Genomic DNA, 25,139 nt, shown 5'->3' on the forward strand with positions numbered 1-25,139 from the left:
CAACCCGGCCGCACCGCCGGGACGCAGGCGCTTCCCGCCCGGAACACGGCCACGCGACGGTGTTTTCAGCGAACCTGTTTTCCTCATGCCTTCTCTCATTGACGATCTGGACGCCCTGCTGCCGCAGACACAGTGCGGACAATGCGGCTTTGACGGCTGCCGCCCCTACGCGCAGGCCATGGCCGAAGGCCGGGCCGACACCAACCGCTGCCCGCCTGGCGGGCCGCGGACCATCGCCGCCCTGTCGCAACGACTGAACCGGCCGGCCAGGCCGCTGGACCCGGACTGCGGCGCCCACCAGCCCTTTCGCGTCGCGCTGATCGACGAAGAACACTGCATCGGCTGCACCCTGTGCATCCAGGCCTGCCCCGTGGACGCCATCCTGGGAGCCAGCCAAAGCATGCACACCGTCATCGAGGCCGACTGCACCGGCTGCGAGCTGTGCGTGGCCCCCTGCCCGGTCGACTGCATTTCCATGACGCCGGCCGGGCGCGACTGGTCCCCCGATGACGCCCGGGCGGCCCGCCAGCGCTATCGGTCGCGCACCGAGCGGCTGCTGGCCCGCCACGCCGAATCCGCCGGGCCGGCCGCCCGCACCCTGGCCAACAAGCCGGCCCTGGCCGCCGCCACCGACCACGATAAACAGGACCGCATCGCCCAGGCCCTGGCCCGGGCCCGCGCCCGACGCTCATGAAACGCACAGCCATCGAGGAATGCTTCCGCCGCCTGCGCGAGGCCAACCCCCACCCCAAGACTGAACTGGAATACGACAGCACCTTCCAGCTGTTGATCGCCGTGATGCTCTCGGCGCAAGCCACCGACCGCTCGGTCAACCTGGCCACGCGCCGATTCTTCCCCGGGCACGGCACGCCTGAAGGCCTGTTGGCCCTGGGCGAAGACGGCCTGAGAGACGCCATCCGCACCATCGGCCTGTACAAGACCAAGGCCCGCAACGCGATCCGCACATGCGAACTGCTGCTGGAACGCCACGGCGGCCAGGTGCCCGACCGCCGCGAGGCCCTGGAGGCGCTGCCGGGGGTCGGCCGAAAGACCGCCAACGTGGTCTTGAACACGGCATTCCGGCAAACCGCCATGGCGGTGGACACGCATATTTTCCGCGTCGCCAACCGGACTGGAATCGCACCGGGGAAAACCGTGCTGGCCGTCGAACAGGCGTTGCTGAAACGGGTCCCGAAAGAGTATCTGCTGGACGCTCACCACTGGCTGATCCTGCACGGCCGCTACGTCTGCGTGGCCCGCACGCCCAAATGTCCGCAATGCCCGATCAGCGACCTGTGCGACTACCCGGACAAGACCCGGCCGACCTGAGTCGCCGCACTGCAGCATTTTTAATTGACGTTAGGGAAACTCTGAGAAACCCCTATGGAGGCCTGTCCGGATCCGGCCCATACTTCAAGCATTCCGCCAAACGGCGCTGCACTGCGACAGGACACACAGGACTCCTCGGACACTATGGGCACGGAACAATCCACCATCCTCGAAACCCGCGATCTGACCAAAACCTTCCTGGGATTCGTCGCCGTCGATGCCGTCAACCTCAAGGTCCAGCGCGGCCACATCCACGCCCTGATCGGCCCCAACGGGGCCGGCAAGACCACCTGCTTCAACCTGCTCACCAAATTCCTGACGCCCACCCAGGGCCAGATCTTCTTTGACGGCCAGGAAATCACGCGCGACAACCCCGCCGAAATCGCCCGCAAGGGCATCATCCGGTCCTTCCAGATCTCGGCCGTATTCCCGCAACTGTCGGTGCTGGACAACGTGCGCATCGCCTTGCAGCGCAACACCGGAGTGTCCTTCCACTTCTGGCGCAGCGAAACCAGCCTGCATCACCTGAATTCCCGCGCCCTGGAACTGCTCGACGAAGTCGGCCTGGCCGATTTCGCCAGCGTACTCACCGTCAACCTGCCCTACGGCCGCAAACGCGCCCTGGAAATCGCCACCACCCTGGCCATGGAACCCAGCCTGATGCTGCTGGACGAGCCCACCCAGGGCATGGGCCACGAAGACGTCAACCGCGTCACCCAGCTCATCAAACAGGTCAGCGTCGGGCGCACCATCCTGATGGTCGAACACAATATGAAAGTCGTGTCCTCCATCGCGGATCGGATCACGGTCCTGGCCCGGGGCGCCGTCCTCGCCGAAGGCGACTACGCCACCGTCTCGAACAACCCCGCCGTCATGGAAGCCTACATGGGCACAACCCAGGGCGAACTCGAAGGAGCACAGGCATGAGCGCCCCTGCACTGGAAATCTCCAATCTGCAAGCGTGGTACGGCGAATCCCACGTGCTGCACGGGGTCAACATGCGTGTCGAACCCGGCCAGGTCGTCACCCTGCTGGGGCGCAACGGCGCCGGACGCACCACCACGCTGCGGGCGCTGCTGGGGCTCACCAGCCGGCGCACGGGCTCCATCCGCATCCAGGGCACCGAATCCATTCACCTGCCCACCTATCGCATCGCCCACCTCGGCATCGGCTACTGTCCCGAAGAACGCGGCATCTTCGCCTCGCTGTCCTGCGAGGAAAACCTGCTGCTGCCGCCGACTGTGGGCAACACCCTGGGCGGGGGCATGTCGCTGGCCGAAATCTACGACATGTTCCCCAACCTGCTCGAACGCCGCCATTCCCCGGGCACCCGCCTGTCCGGCGGCGAACAGCAGATGCTGGCCGTCGCGCGCATCCTGCGCACCGGCGCCAATCTGCTGCTGCTCGACGAAATTTCCGAAGGCCTGGCGCCCGTCATCGTGCAGGCGCTGGCCCGCATGATCACAACCCTGAAGTCCAAGGGCTACACCATCGTCATGGTCGAGCAGAATTTCCGTTTCGCCGCGCCGCTGGCTGACCACTTCTACATCATGGAACACGGCCAGATCGTCGAGGAATTCCCCGCTGCCCAGCTGCAAGAAAAACAATCCACGCTCGACAGCCTGTTGGGCGTCTGACACGAATCCATCATGACATCTACCGGCACAACCGGTTTCCTCAGGAGTCTTCCCATGAAATTGCGTACCCTATCCGCCGCACTCGCCGTAGCCGGCCTGGGATTTGGCCTTTCCGCCCACGCCGCCGGGATGTCCGACGACGTCATCCGCATCGGTTTCATCACCGACATGTCAGGGGTCTACGCCGACGTCGACGGCAACGGGGGGGCTGATGCCATTCGCATGGCCATCGCCGACATGGGTGGCGAGATCAACGGGAAGAAAATCGAACTGCTGACCGCCGACCACCAGAACAAGGCCGATATCGCCTCGGCCCGCGCCCGCGACTGGTTCGACACCGAGCACATGGACATGCTGATCGGCGGCACCAATTCCGCCACGGCGCTGGCCATGGCGGGCGTCGCGGCCGAAAAGAAAAAGCCCTTCATCGCCATCGGCGCGGGCTCCTCCCAACTGACCAACGCAAAATGCACGCCCTATACCGTGCATTACGCCTACAACACCACGGCGCTGGCCAACGGCACCGGCTCCGCCGTGATCCGGGAAGGCGGCAAATCCTGGTTCTTCCTGACAGCCGACTACGCCTTCGGCCACTCCCTGGAACAAGACACTGCCGCCGTCGTGAAAAAGGATGGCGGCAAGGTCCTGGGCGAGGTCCGCGCCCCCTTGTCCACGACCGATTTCTCATCCTTCCTGCTGCAGGCCCAAAGCTCGGGCGCCCAGGTGCTGGGCCTGGCCAACGCGGGCGGAGACTTCATCAATTCGGTCAAGGCCGCCAAGGAATTCGGCATCACCAAGACCATGAAACTGGCCGGCCTGCTGGTGTTCATCAACGACGTCCATTCACTGGGCCTGGACAATACAGCGGGGCTGTACCTGACCACGCCCTGGTACTGGAACCAGTCTGACGCGTCCCGCGCCTGGGCCAAACGATTCTTCGACAAGCTCAACCGCGCGCCGTCCTTCGTCCAGGCAGCCGATTATTCCGCCGCCCTGAACTACCTGCAGGCCGTCAAGGCCACAGGCACCGATGACGGCGACACCATCATGCAGTACCTGAAATCGCACAAGATCAACGACATGTTCGCGAAAGACGGCTATGTGCGCAAAGACGGCCTGTTCATGCACGATATGTACCTGGCCCAGGTGAAACGCCCCGACCAGTCCAAAGCGCCCTGGGATTACTACAACATCATCCGCGACCTGCCGGCCGAATCGGTCTACGGCCCGGAATCCGCCTCCACCTGCCCGCTGCTCAAGGGCTAATCTCGACGCCTGATCCGCATGGCCCCGCCGCGACGGCCGGGCCATGCGCTCATCCAGCGCTCCAGTCATCCCCCTTCACTGCGGCTCTATGACAGAACTTTTCGGTGTCCCCATCCAGGCCCTGCTCGGGCAATTGCTGCTAGGCCTGGTCAACGGCTCTTTCTACGCCGTCCTATCGCTCGGGCTGGCCATCATTTTCGGCCTGCTCAACATCATCAATTTCACCCATGGCGCGCTCTATATGCTGGGGGCCTTCGTCGCCTGGCTGGGCCTGCAATACCTGGGCCTGAATTACTGGGTGATGCTGATTCTCTCGCCCATCGTCGTGGGGCTGTTCGGCATCCTGCTCGAACGCCTGCTGCTGCGCCACCTGTACAAGCTCGACCCGCTATATGGCTTGCTGCTCACCTTCGGCCTGGCGCTCATCATCGAAGGCCTGTTCCGCAGCATCTATGGGGTTTCCGGTCAGCCTTACTCCACGCCCGCGCTGCTCTCCGGCGGCGTCAACCTGGGCTTCATGTATCTGCCGATCTATCGCGCCTGGGTCGTCGTGGCATCCGTCCTGGCCTGCCTGCTGACCTGGTTCCTGATCGAAAAGACCCACCTGGGCGCCCTGTTGCGCGCCGGCACTGAAAACGCCAAGCTGGTCGAGGCCTTCGGCGTCAACGTGCCGCTGATGATCTCGCTCACCTTCGGTCTGGGCGTGGGCCTGGCGGCCTTCGCCGGCGTGCTGGCAGCCCCCATCCTGCAGGTGTCCCCCCTGATGGGCTCCAACCTGATCATCGTGGTGTTCGCCGTGGTCGTCATCGGCGGCATGGGCTCGATTCTGGGATCCATCCTCACGGGCCTCGGGCTGGGCATCGTCGAGGGCTTCACCAAGGTCTTCTGGCCGGAAGCCTCCAGCACCGTGGTGTTCATCATCATGGTGATCGTGCTGCTGCTGCGCCCGGCGGGGCTGTTCGGGAAAGAATCATGAATCGACAACTGCTTGCCTATCTGGCCGCCATCGTGGTGATCGCGGCACTACCCGAACTGGGCGCCTATCCGATCTTCATCATGAAGGTCATGTGCTATGCCCTGTTCGCCTGCGCCTTCAATCTGCTGCTGGGCTACACCGGCCTGCTGTCCTTCGGCCATGCGGCCTTCCTGGGGCTGGCGGGCTACGCCTGCGGCCAGGCCCTGACGGTCTGGGGCTGGCCCACCTTCAGCGGCCTGCTGGTCGGCACGGCCAGCGCCGCCTTGCTGGGCCTGGTGTTCGGGATCCTGTCCATCCGGCGCAGCGGCATCTATTTCGCCATGATCACCCTGGCGCTGGCGCAGATGCTGTTCTTCTATTTCCTGCAGGCGCCCTTCACAGGCGGCGAAGACGGCCTGCAAGGCATCCCGCGCGGCAGCATCCTGGGCCTGGATCTGAACCAGGACATCAATCTGTACTATGTGGTGATGGCGATCTTCGTGCTGGGCTACGCGCTCATCTGGCGCACGGTGCACTCGCCCTTCGGCCAGGCGCTGAAGGCCATCCGCGAAAACGAAGCCCGCATGGTGTCCCTGGGTTATCACGTCGATCGTTTCAAGCTGCTGGCCTTCGTGTTGTCCGCCGCCCTGTCGGGGCTGGCGGGCGCCACCAAATCCGTGGTGTTCGTCTCGGCCACCCTGTCGGACGCCACTTGGCAGATGTCGGGCATGGTGATCCTGATGACGCTGATCGGCGGCATGGGCACCCTGACCGGGCCGGTGCTGGGGGCCATCATCGTCGTGGCGCTGGAAAACAAGGTCGGCGACATCGGGCGCTTCCTGATGCAGGAAACCGGCATCCAGTGGTTCAGGGTGCTGGGCGAATCCGTCACCATCGTCATCGGTCTGATCTTCGTCATCTGCGTGCTGACCTTCCGCCGCGGCATCGTCGGCGAATGGCTGCACCGGCACGCGTTGCGCAAGGCCCGCGCCACCGACTGAACAGGGGGGCGCTCCACGCACCGCCCGCCCGGCCCCAAGACGCTTTTCGTCTCGGGACGACCCAAGGGCAAAGAACTCCGGCCCGCCTGATAGGCGGGCCGGAGTTCTTTGCGGCATTGTCGGGCCGGGGCTCCCCGCCCCGGATCGATCAACCTTGTTTGACCAAGGGGCAGGCGCTTTCCGACAAGGGCACCGACACCAGATCGGCCGGCAAAGTCCTCAGGATCTTGTAGTAATCCCAGGGGCCCTTGGATTCGGCCGGAGTCTTCACCTGGACCAGGTACATGTCGTGGGCCATCCAGCCGTCCTTGCGGACGACGCCGTTGTGGGCGAAGAAGTCATTGACCGGCAGTTCACGCATCTTTTCGGCCACGGCCTTGCCATCCGTCGTCCCGGCGGCCTTGACGGCCTTCAGGTAATGCAGGGTGGACGAATAGACGCTGGCCTGCACCATGCCGGGTTCGCGCTGGGTCAGTTTTTCAAAGCGCGCGGAAAATTTCCGGCTGGCGTCATCGCGATCCCAGTAGAACGGCGTGGTCGCCACCAGCCCCTGGGCCTTTTCCAGGCCCAACGCATGCACGTCGCTGATCACGATGCCCAGGGCCACGAGTTTCTGGCCGGCCTTGGTCAGGCCGAATTCGGCTGCCTGCTTGATGCTGTTGCTGGTATCGGCCCCGGCATTGGCCAGCGCCACGGCCTGCGCCTTGGACGACTGGGCCTGCAGCAGGAAGGACGCGAAGTCGGACGTGCCCACCGGGTGGAAGACTTCGCCGACCACCTTGCCGCCGTTCTTGTCCACGACCTTGGTCAGGTCGGCCGCCAGTTGTTTGCCATAGGCATAGTCGGCCCCCAGAATGAACCAGTTCTTGGCGCCTTCCTTGACCAGCCCGGTGGCCGTTCCCACCGACGACGCATAGGTGTCGAACGCCCAGTGGAACCCCGTGGGGGAGCAGGCCTTGCCCGTCAGCGCCGCCGAAAACGGGCCGGACGCAATCGTGATCTTGCCCTTTTCCTGAGCCAGGCCCTGCACCGCCAAAGCCACTGCGGAATTGGTGAGATCGCCGATCATTTCGACATGATCCACATCGAACCACTTGCGGGCGATGGACGTCGCGATATCGGTCTTGTTCTGATGATCAGCGGACACCACTTCGATCTTCCGGCCCAGGACCTCCCCGCCGAAATCCTTCACGGCCATCTGGGCCGCCGTCACCGACGTCACCCCGCCAAAATCGGAATACAGGCCCGATTGATCGTTCAGAATCCCGATGCGCAAGGGTTCCGCCGCGCCGGCAAACTGAGGGATCGCCGCAGAAATAGCCAGGCACAGCAACAACTTCTTCATCTTCATGGAGTGTCTCCGTTGATTATGTTTTGTGTTGCGAAGTCGCGCGCGCGGGACGCCAAGGCCCCGGCGTGGGCTGCCTTTCGAGAGTATCGTCGGGGCGAGGAGGTGTCAATGCGATGGAACCCTGCATGAGCGGGCCGCGGGAGCGCTTCAAGCCGTTGCAGCTCTCCACGTCGCGGCCTGCATGCCGCTCGGACTTGCCTGGCGCAACAGAGTTCTCAAGAACTCTGCTGCGTCCCGGCAAGTCCCAGGTAGCTTTCGATGACTCGGGGGTGGGTGGCCAGCGTGGCGGCGTCGCCCTGCAGGACGACGGAGCCGGTTTCCAGCACGTAGCCGGTATCGGCCACATGCAAGGCCGCCCGGGCGTTCTGTTCGACCAGCAGGATGGACACGCCCGTGCTGCGCAACTGGGCGATGGTCTGGAAGATTTCCCGCACCACGCGGGGCGCCAGACCCAGGCTGGGTTCGTCCAGCATCAACAGGGACGGGCGAGCCATCAGGGCGCGGCCCACCGCAAGCATCTGGCGCTCGCCGCCCGACAGGGTGCCGGCCGCCTGGTCCGCCCGCTCGCGCAGGCGCGGGAACAGGGCGTAGACCTGATCCAGGGTATCCCGCCACCCGCGCACCCCGGCCCTGTACAGGCGGAACCCGCCCAGCAGCAGATTGTCGTGAACCGACATGCTGGCAAAGAGCTCACGCCGCTCGGGCACCAGCGTCAGGCCCAGTCCGACCCGGCGTTCGATATCCCAGTCCTGGATCGCCTGCCCCTGGAACAGCACCCGGCCCTGGCTGTGGCCGCGTTGCGGCAAGGCCCCCATCAGGGCATTGAGCAAGGTGGATTTCCCGGCCCCGTTGGCGCCGATCACCGTCACGATCCGCCCCTGCCCCACCGTCAGGTCCAGGGGGTCCAGAGCGGCCACCTTTCCATAATGAGCCGATAGGCCTTGAACCGACAACACCACGTCTTCGCCCGCCGTCATGACACGACTCCGGCAGACAAAGGCGCGGAGGCCGGCGCGATGGGATCCCAATCATCATCGAGGCCGCCCAGGTAGGCTTCCAGCACGGCGGGATTGGTTTGAATGTCGGCCGGCACGCCTTCAGCCAAGGGCGTGCCGAAGTCCATGACCAGCAGATGATCGGTCAGCCGCATGACGAAATCCATATCGTGTTCCACCAGCAACAGGCTCATGCCCTCGCGGCGCAACTGATCCAGCACGGCCGACAAGGCCTGTTTTTCCTGATAGCGCAGGCCGGCGGCAGGCTCATCGAGCAGCAGCAAAATGGGATCCCCGCACAGGGCGCGGGCGATCTCGACGATACGCTGCCGACCCAGCGGCAGGCTGCCGGCGGGCAGATCCATGACGTCGCCCAGTCCCACTCGCTGCAACTGGCGGGCGGCCTCCTGCAGCAACGATGCCTCGCTGGCCCGATCCAGGCGCAATGCCGCCGCGACCACCCCGGTGCGGCTGCGCAGGTGCGCGCCCAAGGCGACGTTGTCCAGCACCGTCATGTCCGGCAGCAGCTGCACGTGCTGGAAGCTGCGCACCAGGCCTCGCCGGGCGATATCGTGGGCCGGACGGCCATCGATGCGCTCGCCCATGAACCGCACCTGGCCGCCGCTGAGCGGCAAGACCCCGCTGATCAGATTGAAGGTCGTGCTCTTGCCCGCGCCGTTGGGGCCGATCAGCCCCATGATTTCCCCAGCCCGCAACTGGAAGCTGATGTCGTTCACCGCCACCAGTCCGCCGAATTCCTTGCGGACCCGGTCGACTTCCAGCACGATCTGCCCGCTGGGCGGCAAAGGCCGATGCGGCAGGTCGGCCGCCGCGCTCCGTGGCGGCCGACCGGGCGCGCCGGCGGATACCCGCCCGCCCAGCCAGTGCCCGATCCGGGCCAGCACCGGCCACAGGCCGTCGCGGGCGTACTGCAGCACCAGGATCATCAGCACCCCGAAGGCCAGCAGTTCCAGGTTCACCCCCGTGCCGACCAGCTTCGGCAGCAGGTCCTGCAACTGATCCTTGACGATCAGGATGGCGGCCGCCCCGGCCACCGCGCCCCAGACGCTGCCGGCGCCGCCCACCACCGCCATGAACAGGTATTCGATGCCATACCCCAGGCCGAAGGGGCTGGGGCTGACGGCCCGCTGCATGTGCGCGTACAGCCAGCCCGACACGCTGCCCAGCAGGGCCGCATAGACGAAGATCACCACCTTGTAGTGCGCCAGATCGACACCGAACGATTCCGCCATGGACCCGCTGCGCAGGGCGCGGATCGCGCGTCCCGCGCGGGAATCCAGCAGATTATGCGTGGCCCACAAGGCCAGCAGCAGCACCAGCCAGATCAACAGATACATGGATTCGCTGGCCGCCAGCGACCAGTTGCCCAGCATCAGCGGCGGAATGCCGGCAATGCCGTCGTAGCGCCCGAGGAAATCCAGATTGCCGTACAGGTAATACAGGGCTAGGCACCAGGCCAGAGTGCACAACGGCAGATAGTGGCCGGACAGGCGCAGGGTGATGACCCCCAATCCGTAGGCCACCAGACAGGTCAGCGCCAGGCCCGCCAGCAAACCCCACCAGGGCGATACGCCCAGGGCCGTCGACAGCCACGCGGTGGAATACGCGCCCAGTCCGACGAAGGCGGACTGGCCGAACGAGGTCAAGCCCCCGACCCCTGTCAGCAGGACCAGCCCCAGGACGACCAGGCTGTACAGCCCGATGTAATTCATCTGCGTGATCCAGAATGCGGGCACGCCCGGTATCCAGGGAAGCAGCGCCAGCACGGCCAGGGCCAGGATCTTGAGCCAGAGACGGCGCATCGACTCAGTCCTCCTCATCCAGTTGCACGCTGCCGAACGACCGCCACAGCAGCACGGGGATGATCAGGGTGAACACGATCGCTTCCTTGAAGGGGCTGGCCCAGAACGAAGAAAAGGCTTCCAGGATGCCGACGAACAAAGCGCCCGCCGCCGCAACCGGGTAGCTGACCAGGCCGCCGAAAATGGCGGCGACAAAGCCCTTCAGCCCGATCAGAAAGCCGGTGTCGTAGTAAATGGTGGTGATGGCGGCAATCAACATGCCCGACAAGGCGCCGATCGCAGCCGCCAGGGTGAAGGTCAGGCTGCCCGCGACTCTCGTGCTGATGCCCACCAGCCGGGCGCCTCGGCGATTGACCGCGGTCGCCCGCAAGGCGCGGCCATATAGCGTGCGACTGAAGAACAGCCACAGGGCGGCGATCAGGACGGCGCACAGGCCCAGCACCGCGAAGGTCTGGGCTGTCCAGGCCACCGGGCCGATCTGCACGCTGCCTTCGACCAGCGCGGGGGTGCGCCAGCCCTCGGCGCCGAAAAACAGCAGGCCCAGGCCCGTCAGGGCGAAATGCACGGCGACGGAAATGATCAGCAGCACCAGCACGCTGGCCTGTTCCACCGGCTGGTAGACCAGGCGATAGATCATCGGCCCCATGGGGATGACCAGCGCCAGAGCGAACAGCACTTGCAGCAGCAAAGGCGTCCCCTGGGCTGCCGCCCGGGGGGCCAGCGCCAGCAGGATCAGCGGCAGGATCAGCGCCCACGCCAGGGTGCGGCCATAGCCGCGCCACTGATGCGTGCGCCAGGCGGACACGGCTTCGGCCAGGCAGACCAGCCCGCCCAGCAACACCAGCAGATACGCGGTGCCCGGCACCCGGCCATTGGCCAGGAAGGCCAGCGACAGGGCGCCGAACGTGACGAATTCACCCTGCGGAATCAGAATGACCCGGGTCACCAGGAATACCAGCACCAGCGCCAGTCCCAGCAAGGCGTAGATGGCCCCGTTCAGGATGCCATCCTGCAGCAGGATCAGCGCGATCGTCAGATCCATGACTGCCCCGCCCCGTGGACGCGCCCATGCCCTGCGGCGCGATCAAGACCGCCTTGCGTCATGCTTACAGATCCGGCTGGTAAGTCCATTTGCCCTGGACGACCTTGACCATGACGCGGCCGCGCGTGTCCAGGCCTGCATGGTCCGTGGGGCTCATGGTGAAGATCCCCTGGGAAGCCGGCAGTTCCTTGACCTGTTCCAGGGCGTCGCGCAGCGCCGAGCGGAATTCCGGCGTGCCCGGTTTCGCGCCGGTCTTCAGCGCGCGCGGGATTGCATCGTTGATCAGCCGGCCGGCATCCCACATATGGCCGCCGAAGGTATTGGTGGTTCCGACGCCGTATTTGCCTTCATAGGCATGCACGTAGACCAGAGCGCTCTTTTTCACCGGATTGCTGTCGGGCAGCTGCGCAGCCACCAGCAGAGGCCCAGCGGGCAGGATCATGCCTTCGCAGGCCTTGCCGCACACCCGCAGCACGTCGTTATTGGCCGCGCCGTGGGTCTGGTAGATCTGGCCCTTGTAGCCGCGTTCGACCAGTTCCCGCTGCGGCAGCGCCACCGGCGTGCCCGAGGCCGCGATCAGGATACCGTCCGGCTTGGCGGCCAGCAGCTTCAGCACCTGGCCCGTGACGCTGGTGTCGGGGCGGGCGAAACGTTCGGCGGCCACGACCTTGATGCCCTTGGCTTGGGCGGCGGCCTTCATTTCCTGCAGCCAGCCGTCCCCATAAGCATCGCTGAAGCCGATGAAGCCCAGGGTCTTCACCTTCTGCTTGACCATGGCGTCGGCCAGCGCGCTGGCCATCAGGGCATCATTCTGCGGCGTCTTGAAGATCCATTTGCGCGGGCCATCCACCGGCTCGACCAGTTTGGCGTTCGCGGCCACGCTGATCATGGGCGTGCCGGTTTCGGCCGCCACGTCCGACATGGCCAGGGAAGCGGGCGTGACCGAGGTCCCCAACACTACGTCGACATGGTCGTCGGCCGTGAATTTGCGGATGTTCTTGACCGCCTGCGTGGTGTCGGTGGCGTCATCCAGAACAATATACTGGACCTGTTCGCCGCCGATCTGCGTCGGCAGCAGCGCGACGGTATCGCGCTCCGGAATGCCCAGCGACGCGGCCGGCCCGGTGGCCGAGACGGTCACGCCGACCTTGATCTGGGCCGACACGGTCAAGGGCAAGGCGGCCAGCAGGGCGGCGGCGCCCAGGGTCAGCCGGAAGGAACATGCGAATTTCATGGTTGTCTCCGTAGGTTTTTGATCGCTGCGCAAGCGCATCAGGGCTTCAGGCAGACGGGCGGATCGGTGCATCTGTGCAATCCCTGATGACAAATCAGCCTGTTTTCAGCATGAATCATAATCGGGCGTCATATTATCGCAGGATGACGCAATTTGCTGCTGAAACCATCCGCTCGACACATCCGGGGGCCGAAATGAAACCCGAGGTGACAGCCGGGGGACAGCGATGGAAAAGTCGTTTAAGATAAACAAGTTACTGATTCAGCTACTCTACACTGGGTTTTTCGTGGACAAGGTCACTCGCACCGACGCCCAATGGCGCGCGCAACTGTCGCCGGATGAATTCGCCGTCACCCGCCTGAAACACACCGAACGCCCCTTCACCGGCCGCTACTGGGATTCCACCCAGGCCGGTACGTACGTCTGTGTGTGCTGCGGCACGCCGCTGTTCGTCTCCGACACCAAATTCGATGCCGGCTGCGGCTGGCCCAGCTATTTCGAACCCATCCGCCCCGATGCGATCCGCGAAGAGCACGACGCCAGCCACGGCATGGTCCGCACGGAAACGCTATGCGCCACCTGCGGCGCGCACCTGGGCCATGTCTTCCCTGACGGCCCCGCGCCGACCGGGTTGCGCTATTGCATCAATTCCCTTTCTCTCAAATTCATCCCGGCCGAATGAAAAAATTTCTTTTCGACCTTTTCCCCCTGATCCTGTTTTTCGTGGCGTTCCGCTTTGCCGACATCTATGTCGCCACAGGCGTGGCCATGGCGGCGGCCATTGGCCAGATTCTCTGGCTGCGGCTGACGCGCCGCGCCATCGAGGGCACGCACTGGATCAACCTGACCGTGATCGTGGTGTTCGGCGGCGCTACGCTGCTGTTCCACGACGATACCTTCATCAAATGGAAGCCTACCGTCCTGTACTGGCTGTTCGCCGTCATCTTGCTGGGCTCCCGCATCCTGACGGGCCGCAACCTGATGCGCCGTCTGATGGGTGAAAAGATCGCCCTGCCCGACCGCGCCTGGGCTCGTCTGAACGACAGCTGGGCGGGGTTCTTCATCGCGTCCGGGGCGCTGAACCTGTACGTGGCCTTTTCCGGGCGATTCACCGAATCGCAGTGGGTCAACTTCAAGGTCTTCGGCCTGATGATCCTGCTGCTGTTGTTCGTCGTCGTGCAATCCGTCTGGCTCGGCCGGCACATTCAGGCCGACGCGCCGGCGGATGCCACGCCCGCCAAGCGCCCGGATGCCTCATGAACACGGCTGCGGCACCCGATCCGGCGGACCTGCGCCGTCAGTTGCAAGCCCGGCTGCAAGACCTCGCCCCGGATGCGCTGGACGTCATCGACGAATCCCATCTCCATGCCGGGCACGCGGGCGCCCAGGGTGGCGCGCGGCACTTTCGGGTCCGGATCGTGTCCAAACAGTTCGAGGGGCTGGGGACCCTGGCACGCCATCGCCTTGTGTATGATTGCGTGCGGGATCTGATGCCCTTTCCGATTCACGCATTGGCCATCGAGGCCAGCATTTCCCCCAACCAAGGACTTTCATGAAACGTATTGCTGTTGTAGCCCTGGCCTGCTCTCTGGCTCTGCCGGTCTACGCCAAGGACCTCGTCACGGTCAACGGCCAGGGGATTTCCCAGGCCAAGTTCGACCAGTTCGTCAGTCTGCTCGTCAGCCAGGGCGCCCAGGACTCTCCGCAGCTGCGTGATCAGGTCAAACAGGAAATGATCAACCGCCTGGTCGCTGTCCAGGCCGCCGAAAAGGCCGGGCTGCAAAAAGACCCCGCCGTCCAGCAGGAAACCGAACTGGCCTCGCAAAGCATTCTGGTGCGCGCCCTGATGGCCAAATACCTGAAGGACCACCCCGTCACCGACGCGGACCTGAAGAAGGAATACGACACCCTCAAGGCCGAACAGGCCGACCGCAAGGAATACAAGCTGCGCCACATCCTGGTCAAGGAAGAAGACCAGGCCAAGGCCCTGATCAAATCCATCAAGGCCAAGAAGACCACTTTCGAAGCCGCCGCGAAAAAGGATTCCATCGACACCGGCAGCGGCAAGAACGGCGGCGAACTGGGTTGGGGCCCGACCAGCAACTACGTGCCTGAATTCGCCCAGGCCGTGGAAAGCATGAAGAAGGGCCAGATCAGCAGCGAACCGGTCAAGACCCAGTTCGGCTGGCACGTGATCCAGGTCGAGGACGAGCGCCCCGTCGCCTTCCCGTCCTTTGACGAAGCCAAGCCCCAGCTGGAAGAAATGATGCGCCAGCAGGCTCTGGGCGAATACCAGAAAGGCCTGATGAAGGACGCCAAGGTCGTGGATAACAGCGCGGCCAAATAAGCGCCTGCGCTCTTGCACGCCAGCGGCCTCCAGTCATGGAGGCCGTTTTTTTTGGGGTTACCCGGATTGGCTCCATAAAGGATCGGCAGCCATGAGGCCGGCGACCCAGTCGGTGAATACGCGCACCTTGGCCGACAGACGCCGCGTGTACGGATAGACGACCGACATCGGCATGCTGGGCATGCTCCAGTCCGCCAGGACCTCGACCAGGCTGCCCGTGTTCAGATGGTGCTGGATCTCCGCCCGGGCCAGGAAAGCGACACCCAGCCCAGCGACGGCCGCCGCAGTGGCCGCGCTGCCATTGTTGAAATACATGAAGGGGGCCTGATCGAGCGTGAAGCTCTCGTTCCCGCGGGTCACGGTGGGGACGAATCGCTTCCCGGTTCCGGGGAACCTGAAACCCAGATGCCGATGATCCACCAGGCTGGAGGGGTGGTCGATCAGGGCCGCGCTTGCCAGGTACGAGGGCGACGCGCAAAAGCAGAACCGCATTTGTCCCACAGCCCGCGACACCAGGTCGAGATCGGCCAAAGCCCCTCCCCGGATGGCGCAGTCGATGCCCTCTTCCACCAAATCCACCACGCGTTCGCTGCAACCGATATCGAGCCGGATTTCAGGAAACTTCGCCGTGAAATCCGGAAGCGCGGGGATGACCAGATGAAGGCCCACCGGCGAAGGCATCTCGACGGATACGCGGCCCCGCACGACGTTATGGCTCTGCGACACCGCGGACTCGAGTTCGTCCACTTCGTCGATCAAGGCACGGGCACGCGCATAGTACGCGGCGCCTTCGGCCGTGGGCGCGACCTTGCGGGTGCTGCGGTGAAGCAGCCGGATCCCCAGCAGCTTTTCCAACGACCGCACCTGACCCGAGACCGTTGTGGTGGCCAATCCCAAGGATTCCGCCGCCTTGCTGAAGCTGCCGATCTCCACGATCCGGCAAAAGGCGCGCATTGCTTCCAGACGATCCAATGCCATGATTATCCGAATTCACGTACAAACAAAACGATTTTAGCCACTTTATCCGACAACACAGCCCTAATACAGTAGAGCCATCCCAACAACGAATGCCCCCAAACATGCCCCAGTCCCTCAAACGACCCATCGCCGCGGCGCTCTGCTCAATAGCGGCGCTCACCTGGACTGCCGCCTCATCGGCGCACGAAGCGGGAGAAAAAGTCACACCCAATTTCGAGCAGGCAATCCCCAATATTCCGGGGAAGTCCCTCATCGCGGTCGAAGTCGAATACCCGCCCGGCGAATCTTCCGCGCCGCACCATCACGCCCGATCGGCCTTCATCTACGCCTACGTCGTGTCCGGAGCCATCGAATCCAAGGTCAATGACGGCGAAACCCGCATCTACACGGCGGGCCAGAGCTGGTCGGAGCCTCCGGGAGCGAGCCACCCGATCAGCCGCAACGCGAGCAAAACCGAACCCGCCAAGCTGCTGGCTGTCTTTGTCGCCGACACGGACGACCGCGAACTGACCACCCCCACAAAATCACCCGAACAATCGACAGGAGTTCTGAAATGACACAACGAATCGACTACAACCAGGTCGCGCCAGGCGGCGCGAAGGCGCTCGGCGGGGTATACAGCTACGTGACGCACAGCGGCTTGCCGGCTGACCTGGTCGACTTGGTGTATCTCCGGGTTTCACAGATCAACAACTGCGCGTACTGCCTCGACATGCACACGCGGGATCTGGTGAGAAAAGGGGTGGCGGTCGAGAAGCTCGCCCTGGTCCAGGCCTGGAGCGAAGGCGGAAACCTGTTCAGCGCCCGGGAGCGCGCCGCGCTCGCGTGGGCGGAGACCGTCACCCGCGTTGCCGCCACCGGCGTCCCGGATGCGGACTACCAGGCGGCAAAGGCGGTGTTCAGCGAGAAGGAACTCGTGGACCTGACGATTGCGGTGGGGCTGATGAATGCCTACAACCGCATGGCGATCAGCTTCCGGAATACGCCTCAGGCTGCGGCCTGACGGCGCCGCTCACAGGAACCGGCACGGGCTCAGTGCGACTCCAGCAGCGCCAGCAGGCCGGCTTCATCCAGGATGGCGACGCCGAGTTCTTCCGCCTTGACCAGCTTGCTGCCGGCTTCCTCGCCGGCGACCACCCAGGCGGTCTTGCGTGACACCGAGCCGCTGACCTTGCCGCCCGCCGCGAGAATCCGGCGGGTGGCCTCGTCGCGCGCCAGAGTGGGCAGTGTGCCGGTCAGCACCAGCGTCTTGCCGGCCAGGGGCTTGGCGCCGACCGGGGCGGCATCCGCCTGCGGTTCGACGCCCGCCGCCTGAAGCGCGGAGACGACTTCGCGGTTATGCGCTTCGGCAAAGAAGCGGCGGATGGAGGCCGCCACGACCGGCCCCACGTCGGGCACCTGCAGCAACTGATCCTCGGAAGCATCCATGATGGCCTGCATGGACCCGAAATGGCGGGCCACGTCCCGTGCCGTCGTTTCGCCCACGTGGCGGATGCCCAGGGCATACAGCAGCCGCGACAACGGCGGACGGCGGCTCTGATCGATGGCCCGCACCAGATTCAACGCCGACTTGCGCCCCATGCGCGGATAGGTGGACAGCTCCAGCTCCTGCAAGCCGTACAGGTCGGCCAGGGTGCGCACCCGGCCGCCGTCGACCAATTGCTCGATCAGCTTGTCGCCCAGGCCGTCGATATCCAGAGCCTTGCGGCTGGCCGCGTGCCACAGGGTCTGTTTGCGCTGCGCGGGGCAGAACAGGCCGCCCGTGCAGCGTGTGATGGCCTCGCCTTCGGGTCGTTCCACGGCGGAACCGCAGATCGGACAAACCGGGCAGACGGCCAGCAGATCGAACGGCAGCGCATCCGCCGGCCGCAATTCCAGCACCGGCCCGACCACTTCGGGAATCACATCCCCGGCGCGGCGCACGATCACGGTGTCGCCGATACGGACGTCCTTGCGGCGGATTTCATCCTCGTTGTGCAGGGTCGCATTCGTGACGGTGACGCCGCCCACGAAGACCGGCTGCAGCCGCGCCACGGGGGTCAACGCCCCAGTGCGTCCGACTTGGACGTCGATGCCGACCAGGCGGGTGGTTTCTTCCTGGGCCGGAAATTTGTGCGCGATGGCAAAGCGAGGCGCGCGCGCCACGAAGCCCAGCACATCTTGCGCTCTCAGGTCATTGACCTTGTAGACCACCCCGTCGATGTCATAGGGCAGTGTGGATCGCTGCGCGCCGACCGAAGCATAGAAACGCAGCAGTTCCGCCGCGCCCCGGCAGTGCCGGCGCCCGGGGCTGACGGCGAAGCCGAACGCCGCCAGCCAATCCAGCATGGCGGCATGGGTGGCCTGCGGTTGCAGATCGCGCCCCGCGGCATCCCGGATCTGCCCCCAGCCATAGGCGTAGAACCTCAGGGGCCGCGTCGCCGTCACATGCGGATCCAGCTGACGCAGGCTGCCGGCCGCGGCATTGCGCGGATTGACGAAAGGCTTGTCGCCCCGGGACAGTTGCTGCTCGTTCAGACGGGCGAAATCGGCGCGCGCCATCAGCACCTCGCCGCGCACCTCAAGCACGGCGGGCGCGGCATCCCCGCGCAGGCGCAGCGGCACGGAACGCAGGGTGCGAATGTTGGCGGTGATGTCCTCGCCCTCGGAACCGTCACCCCGGGTAGCGGCCTGGACCAGGCGGCCCTGTTCATACCGCAGGCTGACGGCCAGGCCGTCGAACTTGTATTCCGCCACGTAATCCACACCCGGAGTGGCGGAGCCCGAGGCCCCGGCCGCGGCATCCGTCGGGAACAGTTCGCTCTGTTCCCTGCCGGCGGAGGCCAATAGCCCGGATTCGGCCAGGATCGCCGTCACGCGATCATCGAAGGCCCGGATGTCCTCGTCTTCGAAGGCATTGCCCAGGGACAGCATGCGCACCGCATGACGTACCGGCTCGAAATGCCCGGCGGGCGCAGCCCCGACCCGCTGAGTCGGCGAATCCGGCGTCACCCAATCGGGGTGATCCTGTTCGATGGCCTGCAAGCGGGTCATCAAGCGGTCGTACTGCGCGTCGGAGATGGACGGCTCGTCCTGCACGTAATAACGGTGATTGTGGGCTTCGATCTCAGCCCGCAGGTCCTGCAGTTCCTGGCGCAGGGGGTCGACGGTCACGAAAATACCCGGGCGGTGCGTTCGGTGCCGGCCAGAAAGCCCGCCTGATCCAGTTGGTCGTACAGGGCGCTGATCTGCTTGTCGATGGCCGGCGCCGAGGCATCCTGGAAGGTGCGGCCCTGGTCATCCAGCACGTGGGCCTCCAGTCGCTGGGCCAGGTCGCGTCCCACCGCCACCATCCGGCTGAATGCCTGGTCATCGGGGATGCTGTTGGGCACATCCAGGATCAGGTCGGCCCGGTGGGATGCGTCTTGCGCCTGCTGATCGACCCGCAGCACGAAACGCGGCAGACCGTTTTCAGCCATCCAGGCCCACTGCCCGCGGGACTGCACGAAACCGGCCTCGGCGGCGGCCTCGGCGATGGCGGCGGCGGGGCGCGGAGCGGCCAGTTGCAGAATCAAGCCGACCTGGGCATCCATCGCCGCGCAACGCGCGTCCAGCTCGGCAGCCTGTTTCAGGACCACGTCCTGTTCAGGCGCCTCGATCTGCCCGTCGAAACGCTCGGCCAGGTTCTGCGCCAGGGTCCAGAGATTCGACCATTCAATGGCGGTCAGCGCGCCGCCCCGGTTGGCCATCACCACGGCCAGCTGCAACGATACATAGGATTCGTCATCCCGCAGGCGGGTGCGGTGACCGCCGCCTTCCCGTTCGGCGAAGACCCGCACCGGCTTCTTGCCGACCCGCGCGATGGACTGCACGGCTTCCGACAGCGCCTCGCCCGAGGCCGGATGCGCCAGGGCGATATCGATCACGGCTTCACAGGCCGGGTCGATTTCCGGGGACTCGTCGGCCACCGCCGCGCGGTCGGGTTCCCAGAGACTGGGTTCACGCCGGGGCACGACGTCCTGCATGAGCACGTCTTGTTCGGATTCGGGCAGAGTCGCCCGCATGCTGCGCCGCGCGCGCCATTCCTGCCAGCCGTTGTACAGCAGGACGATGACGATCAGCGCCGCCCCAATCGAAATCAGCAAAATCTGCAAATCGCTCATAAAGACCTCGTTACCCTGTTCAGACAGTGCCGGCAACCCACTGCAAGGCTGAATCCATATCCACTGCCACGATTCGCGACACGCCTTGTTCCTGCATGGTGACTCCGACCAGCTGCCGCGCCATCTGCATGGCAATTTTATTATGTGAAATAAAGAGAAACTGTGTCTGATTGCTCATGCCCCGCACCAGATTGGCGTAGCGTTCCGTATTGGCGTCATCCAGCGGCGCGTCGACCTCGTCCAGCAGACAGAACGGCGCCGGATTGAGCTTGAACAGGGCAAACACCAGCGCCGTCGCGGTCAGGGCCTTTTCGCCGCCCGACAGCAGATGGATCGTGCTGTTGCGCTTGCCGGGCGGCTGCGCCATGACCTGCACGCCGGCGTCCAGGATTTCATCGCCCGTCATGCTCAGGCGCGCCTCGCCGCCACCGAACAGCTGCGGGAACAACTGCCCGAAATGCTGGTTCACCGTATCGAAAGTCTGGGACAGCAGTTCGCGGGTTTCCCGGTCGATCTTGCGGATGGCGTTTTCCAGCGTGTCGATGGCCGACAGCACGTCGTCGCGCTGACGGTCCAGGAATGTCTTGCGGTCCCGCGCGGCGGACAACTCATCGAGCGCGGCCAGATTGACCGCGCCCAGCGATTCGACGCGCCGGGTGATCCGCTGGACCTCGGACTGCAGCCAATCCAGCCGCTGCCACTGCGGCGGCTGTTCAGCCAGATGGCGCTGCAGAGCGGCCCGGTCCACCTGCCGGGCATCCAGCTGTTCGGCGTATTGTTCCACCGACAGGCGCGAGGCCTGTTCTTTCAGCTGCAATTCGGTGATCCGCGCCCTCAGAGGATCCAGGTTGCGCTCCAGCGTCAGGCGGCCTTCATCGGCTTCCCGCAGCGTGGCGGCGGCCTGATCCTGTTGCACACGCGCCAGACGCAAAGCCTCTTCTGATTCGGCCCGCGATTCCAGGGCGTCCTGCAAACCGGTCTGGGCTACGGACTCGTCCAGTTCGAACAATTCACCCTGCAGGGATTCCAGTTCGGTACCCGAGCGGCGGCTTTGCTCGGCCGCCAGTTGCAAAGTGCGGCGCAGCTCGTCCAGGCGAGTGCGCAGCGCGCGCACAGCATAGTCGGCCTCCTGGGCGGCGCGTTCCTGGTCGCGCCCCTGCTGGCGGGCCTGCTCGGCCTGGGCGGCCAGATCTTCGATCTGCATGTCCAGCGCCGCCTGCCGTTCCTGCTGTTCGGCCAGCACGGCATCCAGGGATTCGAACCGGGTCTCGGCCTCGTCGCGCCGGGCGGCCAATTCAAGCTGCTGCGCCTCGACATCCTTCAGATCGCCGTCCAGGCGGCGAGCCTGGTCGTCGGAGCGAGCCATCTGCTGGCTGATCTGATGATGCTGCATCCGTGCATCGTGCTGGGCCTGCATGCGTTCGGCGATCTGCAGCCGCGCCGGCTGCAAGGCCTGTTCCAGGGCGCGGCGCTCGGCATCCGCGCGCGCATGGGCATCCAATGCCTGGTCGGCGATCAACTGGGCCGCCTTGATTTCACGAGCCAGATTGTCGATCTGCTGCTGACGCGCCAGCAGACCGGCCTGTTCGGAGTCCGCCGCGTAAAACCGCACGCTGCAGACATCGACGCGATGCCCGGCCTGCACGACCCACAGCCCTGCGGGCGGCAGTTCGGTCCGACGCGACAGGGCCTGGCCCAGATCGTCGGAGACATACACCCCCTGCAGCCAGTCGGCCAGCAAAGGCTGCAGCGCGGCATCCCGCACCCGTACCCGATCCAGCAAGAGAGCGGCCCCCGCCGGCGCCGGCGCCGGGCTCGGCGCCTGGGCGGGAGCCTGATAAAAAGCCAGGCGGGCGGGCGGCGCATCCTGCGCAAACGCGCGCACATGATCCAGCGTGCGCAGTCCCAACGCGTTCATGCGTTCGTGCAAGACGGCTTCCAGCGCCGTTTCCCAGCCGGCATCCACCTGCAATTGCTGCCACAGGCGTCCCAGGCCCTGCAGTTCCTGGCGCTGCAGCCAGGGTTCCAGGGCATCTTCGGACTGGATTTTTTCCTGCAAGGCAATCAGCGCCTGGCGGCGGGCGTCCAGCCGTTCCAGATCGAGCCGGGCCGCCTGGCTGGCCTGCTGCGCCCGCGCCCCGGCGGACTCCAGGTCCGGCTGCCGGGATTCCAGCTCCAGCAGGCGCGCCTGGGCTTCTTCCAGGCGCGCCTCGGCCACCGCGCACTCGCCCGCCCAGCGCTGCAATTCCGCCGGGTCCGGCATCCCCAGCGCCTGGCGTTCGTCCTGCAGACGCTGGCGGCGGTCGTCCAGGCCGCGCCACTGATGATCGGCATCGCGCTGCGACTGGGCCGCCAGCGCCAGATCCTGTTCGGTGCGGGCCAGGCCGCGCCGCCACTCATCCCGCTGCAGGTTCAGCGCCCGCAGACGCTCATCCAGTTCCGGCAAGCCGTCCTGAGCCGATTGGGCCTGGACGGCCAGGGTCTCGGCCCGGGCCAGCGCCTCGTCAATCTGTTCCTGGACTTCCTCGATGGCCGCCTGGCTATGGGTCTGCTGATCGCCCCATTCCTGCAGCTGGGACTGCAGCTGGGTGCGCCGCGCCTGCAGGCGATGGCGGGAATCGACCACGTGGCGGATCTCGGCCTCCAGGCGGCTGACCTGGGCCCCCGCCTCGAACACGCGCCCCTGAGCCTGGTGCACCGCCTCGCTGGCGGTGAAATGGCCCTCGCGCCGGGATTCCAGATCGGTTTCCAGGGCTCGCAGGCCCGCCACAGCCGATTCCAGTTCGGCCTGGGCGCGCTCCGTGTCCGCGGCCAGCGTCTGGCGGCTTTCGCGGGCGGCCTGTTCACGCAACAGCCACAAGGCATGCTGTTTGAGTTCGCCCTCGGTCTGCAAGGCCCGGTAGTCGGAGGCGACCCGGGCCTGCGATTCCAGTTTTTCCAGCTGCGCGGCCAGTTCACGCAGAATGTCTTCCAGGCGCGTCAGGTTTTCACGGGTATCCTGCAGGCGGTTTTCCGTTTCGCGACGGCGTTCCTTGTAGCGGGACACGCCGGCGGCTTCTTCGAGATAGACACGCAATTCCTCGGGACGCGCCTCGATCAGGCGGTTGATCATGCCCTGACCGATGATGGCGTAACCGCGCGTGCCCAGGCCGGTGCCCAGGAAAATATCGTGGATGTCGCGCCGTCGCACGGGCTGGTTGTTGACGAAATAGCTGCTGGCGCCGTCGCGCGTCAGGATGCGGCGCACCGCGATTTCCGCGAAGGTCGACCACTGGCCCGCAGCCCGGCCCTGGCTGTTGTCGAAAACCAGTTCGACCGACGCGCGGGCGGCGGGCTTGCGCTGCCCCGACCCGTTGAAGATCACATCCTGCATCGAGGCGCCGCGCAATTCGGAGGCCTTGGTTTCCCCCAGCACCCAGCGCACGGCGTCGATGATGTTGGACTTGCCGCAGCCGTTGGGGCCCACCACGCCGACCAGTTCACTGGGCGTGGGAATCACGGTCGGATCCACAAAGGACTTGAATCCGGCAAGTTTTATCTGCGTGAGGCGCACGGAAGTCTGGTGGGCAAAATTCGAGTGAATCGCAACAGCGTATGATAACGCACCAGGATAAGCCCCCTGGCAGGGCCGCCCCGTCCGGGCCCAGTAACCCGCTATACTGCAACTCCATTTTACAGTCGCGCACCTTAGTGCCGACCTGCCACCACTCACTTCGGGGTCCGCGATTGAACAAGGGCTTTTTCATGGTCATGGCCGCGCAGGCGCTGTCCTCCATCGCGGACAACGCCCTGCTGATCGCCGCCATCGGGCTGATCGCCGATCTCAGCGGCCCGGACTGGATGGCCCCCATGATGAAGTGGTGGTTCGCCCTGGCCTACGTGGTGCTGGCGGCTTTCGTGGGGGCCTTTGCCGATTCTTTCCCCAAGGGCCGGGTCATGTTCGCCACCAACGCGCTCAAGACCTGCGGCTGCCTGCTGATGTTCAGCTATGGGGCCTTCGGGTTCAGCCATGGGCACCAGTTGGTGCTGATTTTCGTCGCCTACACCATCGTCGGCATAGGCGCAGCCGCCTATTCCCCGGCAAAATACGGCATCGTCACCGAAATGCTGGCTCCCGAGCTGCTGGTCAAGGGCAATAGCTGGATCGAAGGCCTGACGGTCCTGTCCGTCATCATCGGCACCGTGCTGGGCGGGGTGTTGATCAGCCCGTCGGTATCCGCCTGGCTGATGTCCTTCGACTGGGTGGACAGCCTGGTCAACAACACGGCGCAATGCGCCATCCTGATGATCGGCCTGGTCTACGTGGCCGCCGCCATCTGCAATCTGCTGATCCCGGACACCCACGCCTTCTATCCCCGCCAGCAGACCCGCCCGGCGGCGCTGATCCGCAATTTCACCACCTATGTGCGCATCCTGTGGTCGGACAAGCTCGGCCAGATCTCCCTGGCGGTCACGACCCTGTTCTGGGGGGCGGGCGCCACGCTGCAATTCATCGTCATCGAGTGGGGCGCCCAGCACCTGGGCTACCGCCTGGACCAGGCCTCCGTGCTGATGGGCGTCGCCGCCTTCGGCACCGTGATCGGCGCCATCCTGGCTGGCCGCGTCCCCTTGCGCCGCGCCCTCAGCGTGCTGCCTGTCGGCGTGGCGATGGGTCTGGTCGTGCTGCTGATGCCGCTGGTCTACCAGCCCTTCGCCGTCTACTGTCTGCTGCTGCTGATCGGCGGCCTGTCGGGCTATTTCGTCGTGCCCATGAACGCCCTGCTGCAGCACCGGGGCCACGTGCTGCTGTCGGCGGGTCATTCGATCGCCGTGCAGAATTTCAACGAGCAGCTGAACATCCTGCTGATGCTGGCCGTCTACAGCCTGATGCTGTGGCTGGGCCTGCCCATCAACGCCATCATTGCGCTCTTCGGCGTGCTGGTCGCCTGCCTGATGGTCGTCTTCATCCAGTGGAACCGCCTGAATCACCGCGCCCACCCCGAACTGGAGCAGCAGATCGGGCAGACCGGCCACGGGACGGCGCTACGCTAGCCGGATGG

23 protein-coding genes are annotated in these 25,139 nt (G+C 65.2%); 14 read left to right on the forward strand and 9 right to left on the reverse strand.

What is annotated here, in order from left to right:
- Window positions 1-85: 85 nt before the first annotated feature.
- From WBG56_RS05470 to WBG56_RS05500, 7 genes are all read left to right on the forward strand, one after another.
- The gene (locus tag WBG56_RS05470; RefSeq protein ID WP_424266044.1) at window positions 86-694 is read left to right on the forward strand and encodes an RnfABCDGE type electron transport complex subunit B; all 609 of its coding nucleotides are present in this window, start codon (window positions 86-88) and stop codon (window positions 692-694) included.
- Entirely contained in the window at window positions 691-1,329 is a 639-nt protein-coding gene (gene nth / locus WBG56_RS05475; protein ID WP_424266046.1) for an endonuclease III, read from the forward strand. The genes WBG56_RS05470 and nth overlap by 4 nt, the downstream gene beginning before the upstream one ends.
- Window positions 1,330-1,473: 144 nt before the next feature.
- A complete protein-coding gene (locus WBG56_RS05480; protein ID WP_424266048.1) occupies window positions 1,474-2,256 on the forward strand; it encodes an ABC transporter ATP-binding protein in 783 nt (260 codons plus the stop codon).
- On the forward strand, window positions 2,253-2,966 hold the full coding sequence (locus WBG56_RS05485) for an ABC transporter ATP-binding protein (protein WP_424266050.1): 714 nt from the start codon (window positions 2,253-2,255) through the stop codon (window positions 2,964-2,966). The genes WBG56_RS05480 and WBG56_RS05485 overlap by 4 nt, the downstream gene beginning before the upstream one ends.
- Window positions 2,967-3,020: 54 nt before the next feature.
- On the forward strand, window positions 3,021-4,232 hold the full coding sequence (locus WBG56_RS05490; RefSeq protein WP_424266052.1) for an ABC transporter substrate-binding protein: 1,212 nt from the start codon (window positions 3,021-3,023) through the stop codon (window positions 4,230-4,232).
- A gap of 88 nt (window positions 4,233-4,320) precedes the next feature.
- The gene (locus WBG56_RS05495; RefSeq protein WP_424266054.1) at window positions 4,321-5,208 is read left to right on the forward strand and encodes a branched-chain amino acid ABC transporter permease; all 888 of its coding nucleotides are present in this window, start codon (window positions 4,321-4,323) and stop codon (window positions 5,206-5,208) included.
- Window positions 5,205-6,188 carry a branched-chain amino acid ABC transporter permease gene (locus WBG56_RS05500; protein ID WP_424266056.1) on the forward strand — a complete coding sequence of 328 codons (984 nt, stop codon included), beginning with the start codon at window positions 5,205-5,207 and terminating at the stop codon, window positions 6,186-6,188. Before WBG56_RS05495 ends, WBG56_RS05500 begins: the two co-directional genes overlap by 4 nt.
- Window positions 6,189-6,336: 148 nt before the next feature.
- Here the strand turns inward: WBG56_RS05500 and WBG56_RS05505 are convergent, their stop codons facing one another.
- From WBG56_RS05505 to WBG56_RS05525, 5 genes are all read right to left on the reverse strand, one after another.
- On the reverse strand, window positions 6,337-7,539 hold the full coding sequence (locus WBG56_RS05505) for an ABC transporter substrate-binding protein (protein ID WP_424266058.1): 1,203 nt from the start codon (window positions 7,537-7,539) through the stop codon (window positions 6,337-6,339).
- A 215-nt stretch (window positions 7,540-7,754) separates the two neighbouring features.
- A complete protein-coding gene (locus tag WBG56_RS05510) occupies window positions 7,755-8,516 on the reverse strand; it encodes an ABC transporter ATP-binding protein (RefSeq protein WP_424266060.1) in 762 nt (253 codons plus the stop codon).
- The gene (locus WBG56_RS05515; RefSeq protein WP_424266062.1) at window positions 8,513-10,357 is read right to left on the reverse strand and encodes an ABC transporter permease subunit; all 1,845 of its coding nucleotides are present in this window, start codon (window positions 10,355-10,357) and stop codon (window positions 8,513-8,515) included. Before WBG56_RS05515 ends, WBG56_RS05510 begins: the two co-directional genes overlap by 4 nt.
- Window positions 10,358-10,361: 4 nt before the next feature.
- Window positions 10,362-11,399 (reverse strand): branched-chain amino acid ABC transporter permease, encoded by a 1,038-nt coding sequence (locus tag WBG56_RS05520; RefSeq protein WP_424266064.1) that lies wholly within the window; start codon window positions 11,397-11,399, stop codon window positions 10,362-10,364.
- A 64-nt stretch (window positions 11,400-11,463) separates the two neighbouring features.
- On the reverse strand, window positions 11,464-12,633 hold the full coding sequence (locus WBG56_RS05525; RefSeq protein ID WP_424266066.1) for an ABC transporter substrate-binding protein: 1,170 nt from the start codon (window positions 12,631-12,633) through the stop codon (window positions 11,464-11,466).
- Between the two features lie 286 nt (window positions 12,634-12,919).
- Between WBG56_RS05525 and msrB the strand changes: the two genes are divergently transcribed.
- From msrB to WBG56_RS05545, 4 genes are read left to right on the forward strand one after another with little or no spacing between them, the layout of a single operon-like run.
- Window positions 12,920-13,315, forward strand: a complete 396-nt coding sequence (gene msrB, locus WBG56_RS05530) for a peptide-methionine (R)-S-oxide reductase MsrB (RefSeq protein WP_424266068.1) — start codon at window positions 12,920-12,922, stop codon at window positions 13,313-13,315.
- Window positions 13,312-13,893 (forward strand): septation protein A, encoded by a 582-nt coding sequence (locus tag WBG56_RS05535; RefSeq protein WP_424266070.1) that lies wholly within the window; start codon window positions 13,312-13,314, stop codon window positions 13,891-13,893. Before msrB ends, WBG56_RS05535 begins: the two co-directional genes overlap by 4 nt.
- Window positions 13,890-14,189, forward strand: a complete 300-nt coding sequence (locus WBG56_RS05540) for a BolA family protein (protein ID WP_424266072.1) — start codon at window positions 13,890-13,892, stop codon at window positions 14,187-14,189. The genes WBG56_RS05535 and WBG56_RS05540 overlap by 4 nt, the downstream gene beginning before the upstream one ends.
- Window positions 14,186-14,980, forward strand: a complete 795-nt coding sequence (locus WBG56_RS05545; RefSeq protein ID WP_424266074.1) for a peptidylprolyl isomerase — start codon at window positions 14,186-14,188, stop codon at window positions 14,978-14,980. The genes WBG56_RS05540 and WBG56_RS05545 overlap by 4 nt, the downstream gene beginning before the upstream one ends.
- Before the next feature lie 57 nt (window positions 14,981-15,037).
- On the opposite strand, the gene WBG56_RS05550 is transcribed toward WBG56_RS05545, so the two are convergent.
- Window positions 15,038-15,958, reverse strand: coding sequence for a LysR substrate-binding domain-containing protein (locus tag WBG56_RS05550; protein WP_424266076.1), 921 nt, complete (start codon window positions 15,956-15,958; stop codon window positions 15,038-15,040).
- A gap of 101 nt (window positions 15,959-16,059) precedes the next feature.
- On the opposite strand from WBG56_RS05550, the gene WBG56_RS05555 reads away from it, so the two are divergent.
- A complete protein-coding gene (locus WBG56_RS05555) occupies window positions 16,060-16,515 on the forward strand; it encodes a cupin domain-containing protein (protein WP_424266078.1) in 456 nt (151 codons plus the stop codon).
- Window positions 16,512-16,961: a carboxymuconolactone decarboxylase family protein gene (locus WBG56_RS05560; RefSeq protein ID WP_424266080.1), complete on the forward strand. Its 450-nt coding sequence runs from the start codon at window positions 16,512-16,514 to the stop codon at window positions 16,959-16,961. Before WBG56_RS05555 ends, WBG56_RS05560 begins: the two co-directional genes overlap by 4 nt.
- A 29-nt stretch (window positions 16,962-16,990) precedes the next feature.
- On the opposite strand, the gene ligA is transcribed toward WBG56_RS05560, so the two are convergent.
- From ligA to smc, 3 genes are read right to left on the reverse strand one after another with little or no spacing between them, the layout of a single operon-like run.
- Window positions 16,991-19,111, reverse strand: coding sequence for an NAD-dependent DNA ligase LigA (gene ligA / locus WBG56_RS05565; protein ID WP_424266082.1), 2,121 nt, complete (start codon window positions 19,109-19,111; stop codon window positions 16,991-16,993).
- Complete coding sequence (locus WBG56_RS05570) at window positions 19,108-20,100, reverse strand: cell division protein ZipA C-terminal FtsZ-binding domain-containing protein (protein WP_424266084.1); 993 nt, start codon at window positions 20,098-20,100, stop codon at window positions 19,108-19,110. Before WBG56_RS05570 ends, ligA begins: the two co-directional genes overlap by 4 nt.
- 19 nt (window positions 20,101-20,119) lie before the next feature.
- Window positions 20,120-23,653 carry a chromosome segregation protein SMC gene (gene smc / locus WBG56_RS05575; RefSeq protein ID WP_424266086.1) on the reverse strand — a complete coding sequence of 1,178 codons (3,534 nt, stop codon included), beginning with the start codon at window positions 23,651-23,653 and terminating at the stop codon, window positions 20,120-20,122.
- Window positions 23,654-23,826: 173 nt separating this feature from the next.
- On the opposite strand from smc, the gene lplT reads away from it, so the two are divergent.
- The gene (lplT, locus tag WBG56_RS05580) at window positions 23,827-25,131 is read left to right on the forward strand and encodes a lysophospholipid transporter LplT (protein WP_424266088.1); all 1,305 of its coding nucleotides are present in this window, start codon (window positions 23,827-23,829) and stop codon (window positions 25,129-25,131) included.
- Window positions 25,132-25,139: the final 8 nt, after the last annotated feature.

This window comes from Castellaniella sp., from assembly GCF_049671645.1.
Lineage (GTDB): Bacteria > Pseudomonadota > Gammaproteobacteria > Burkholderiales > Burkholderiaceae_B > Castellaniella.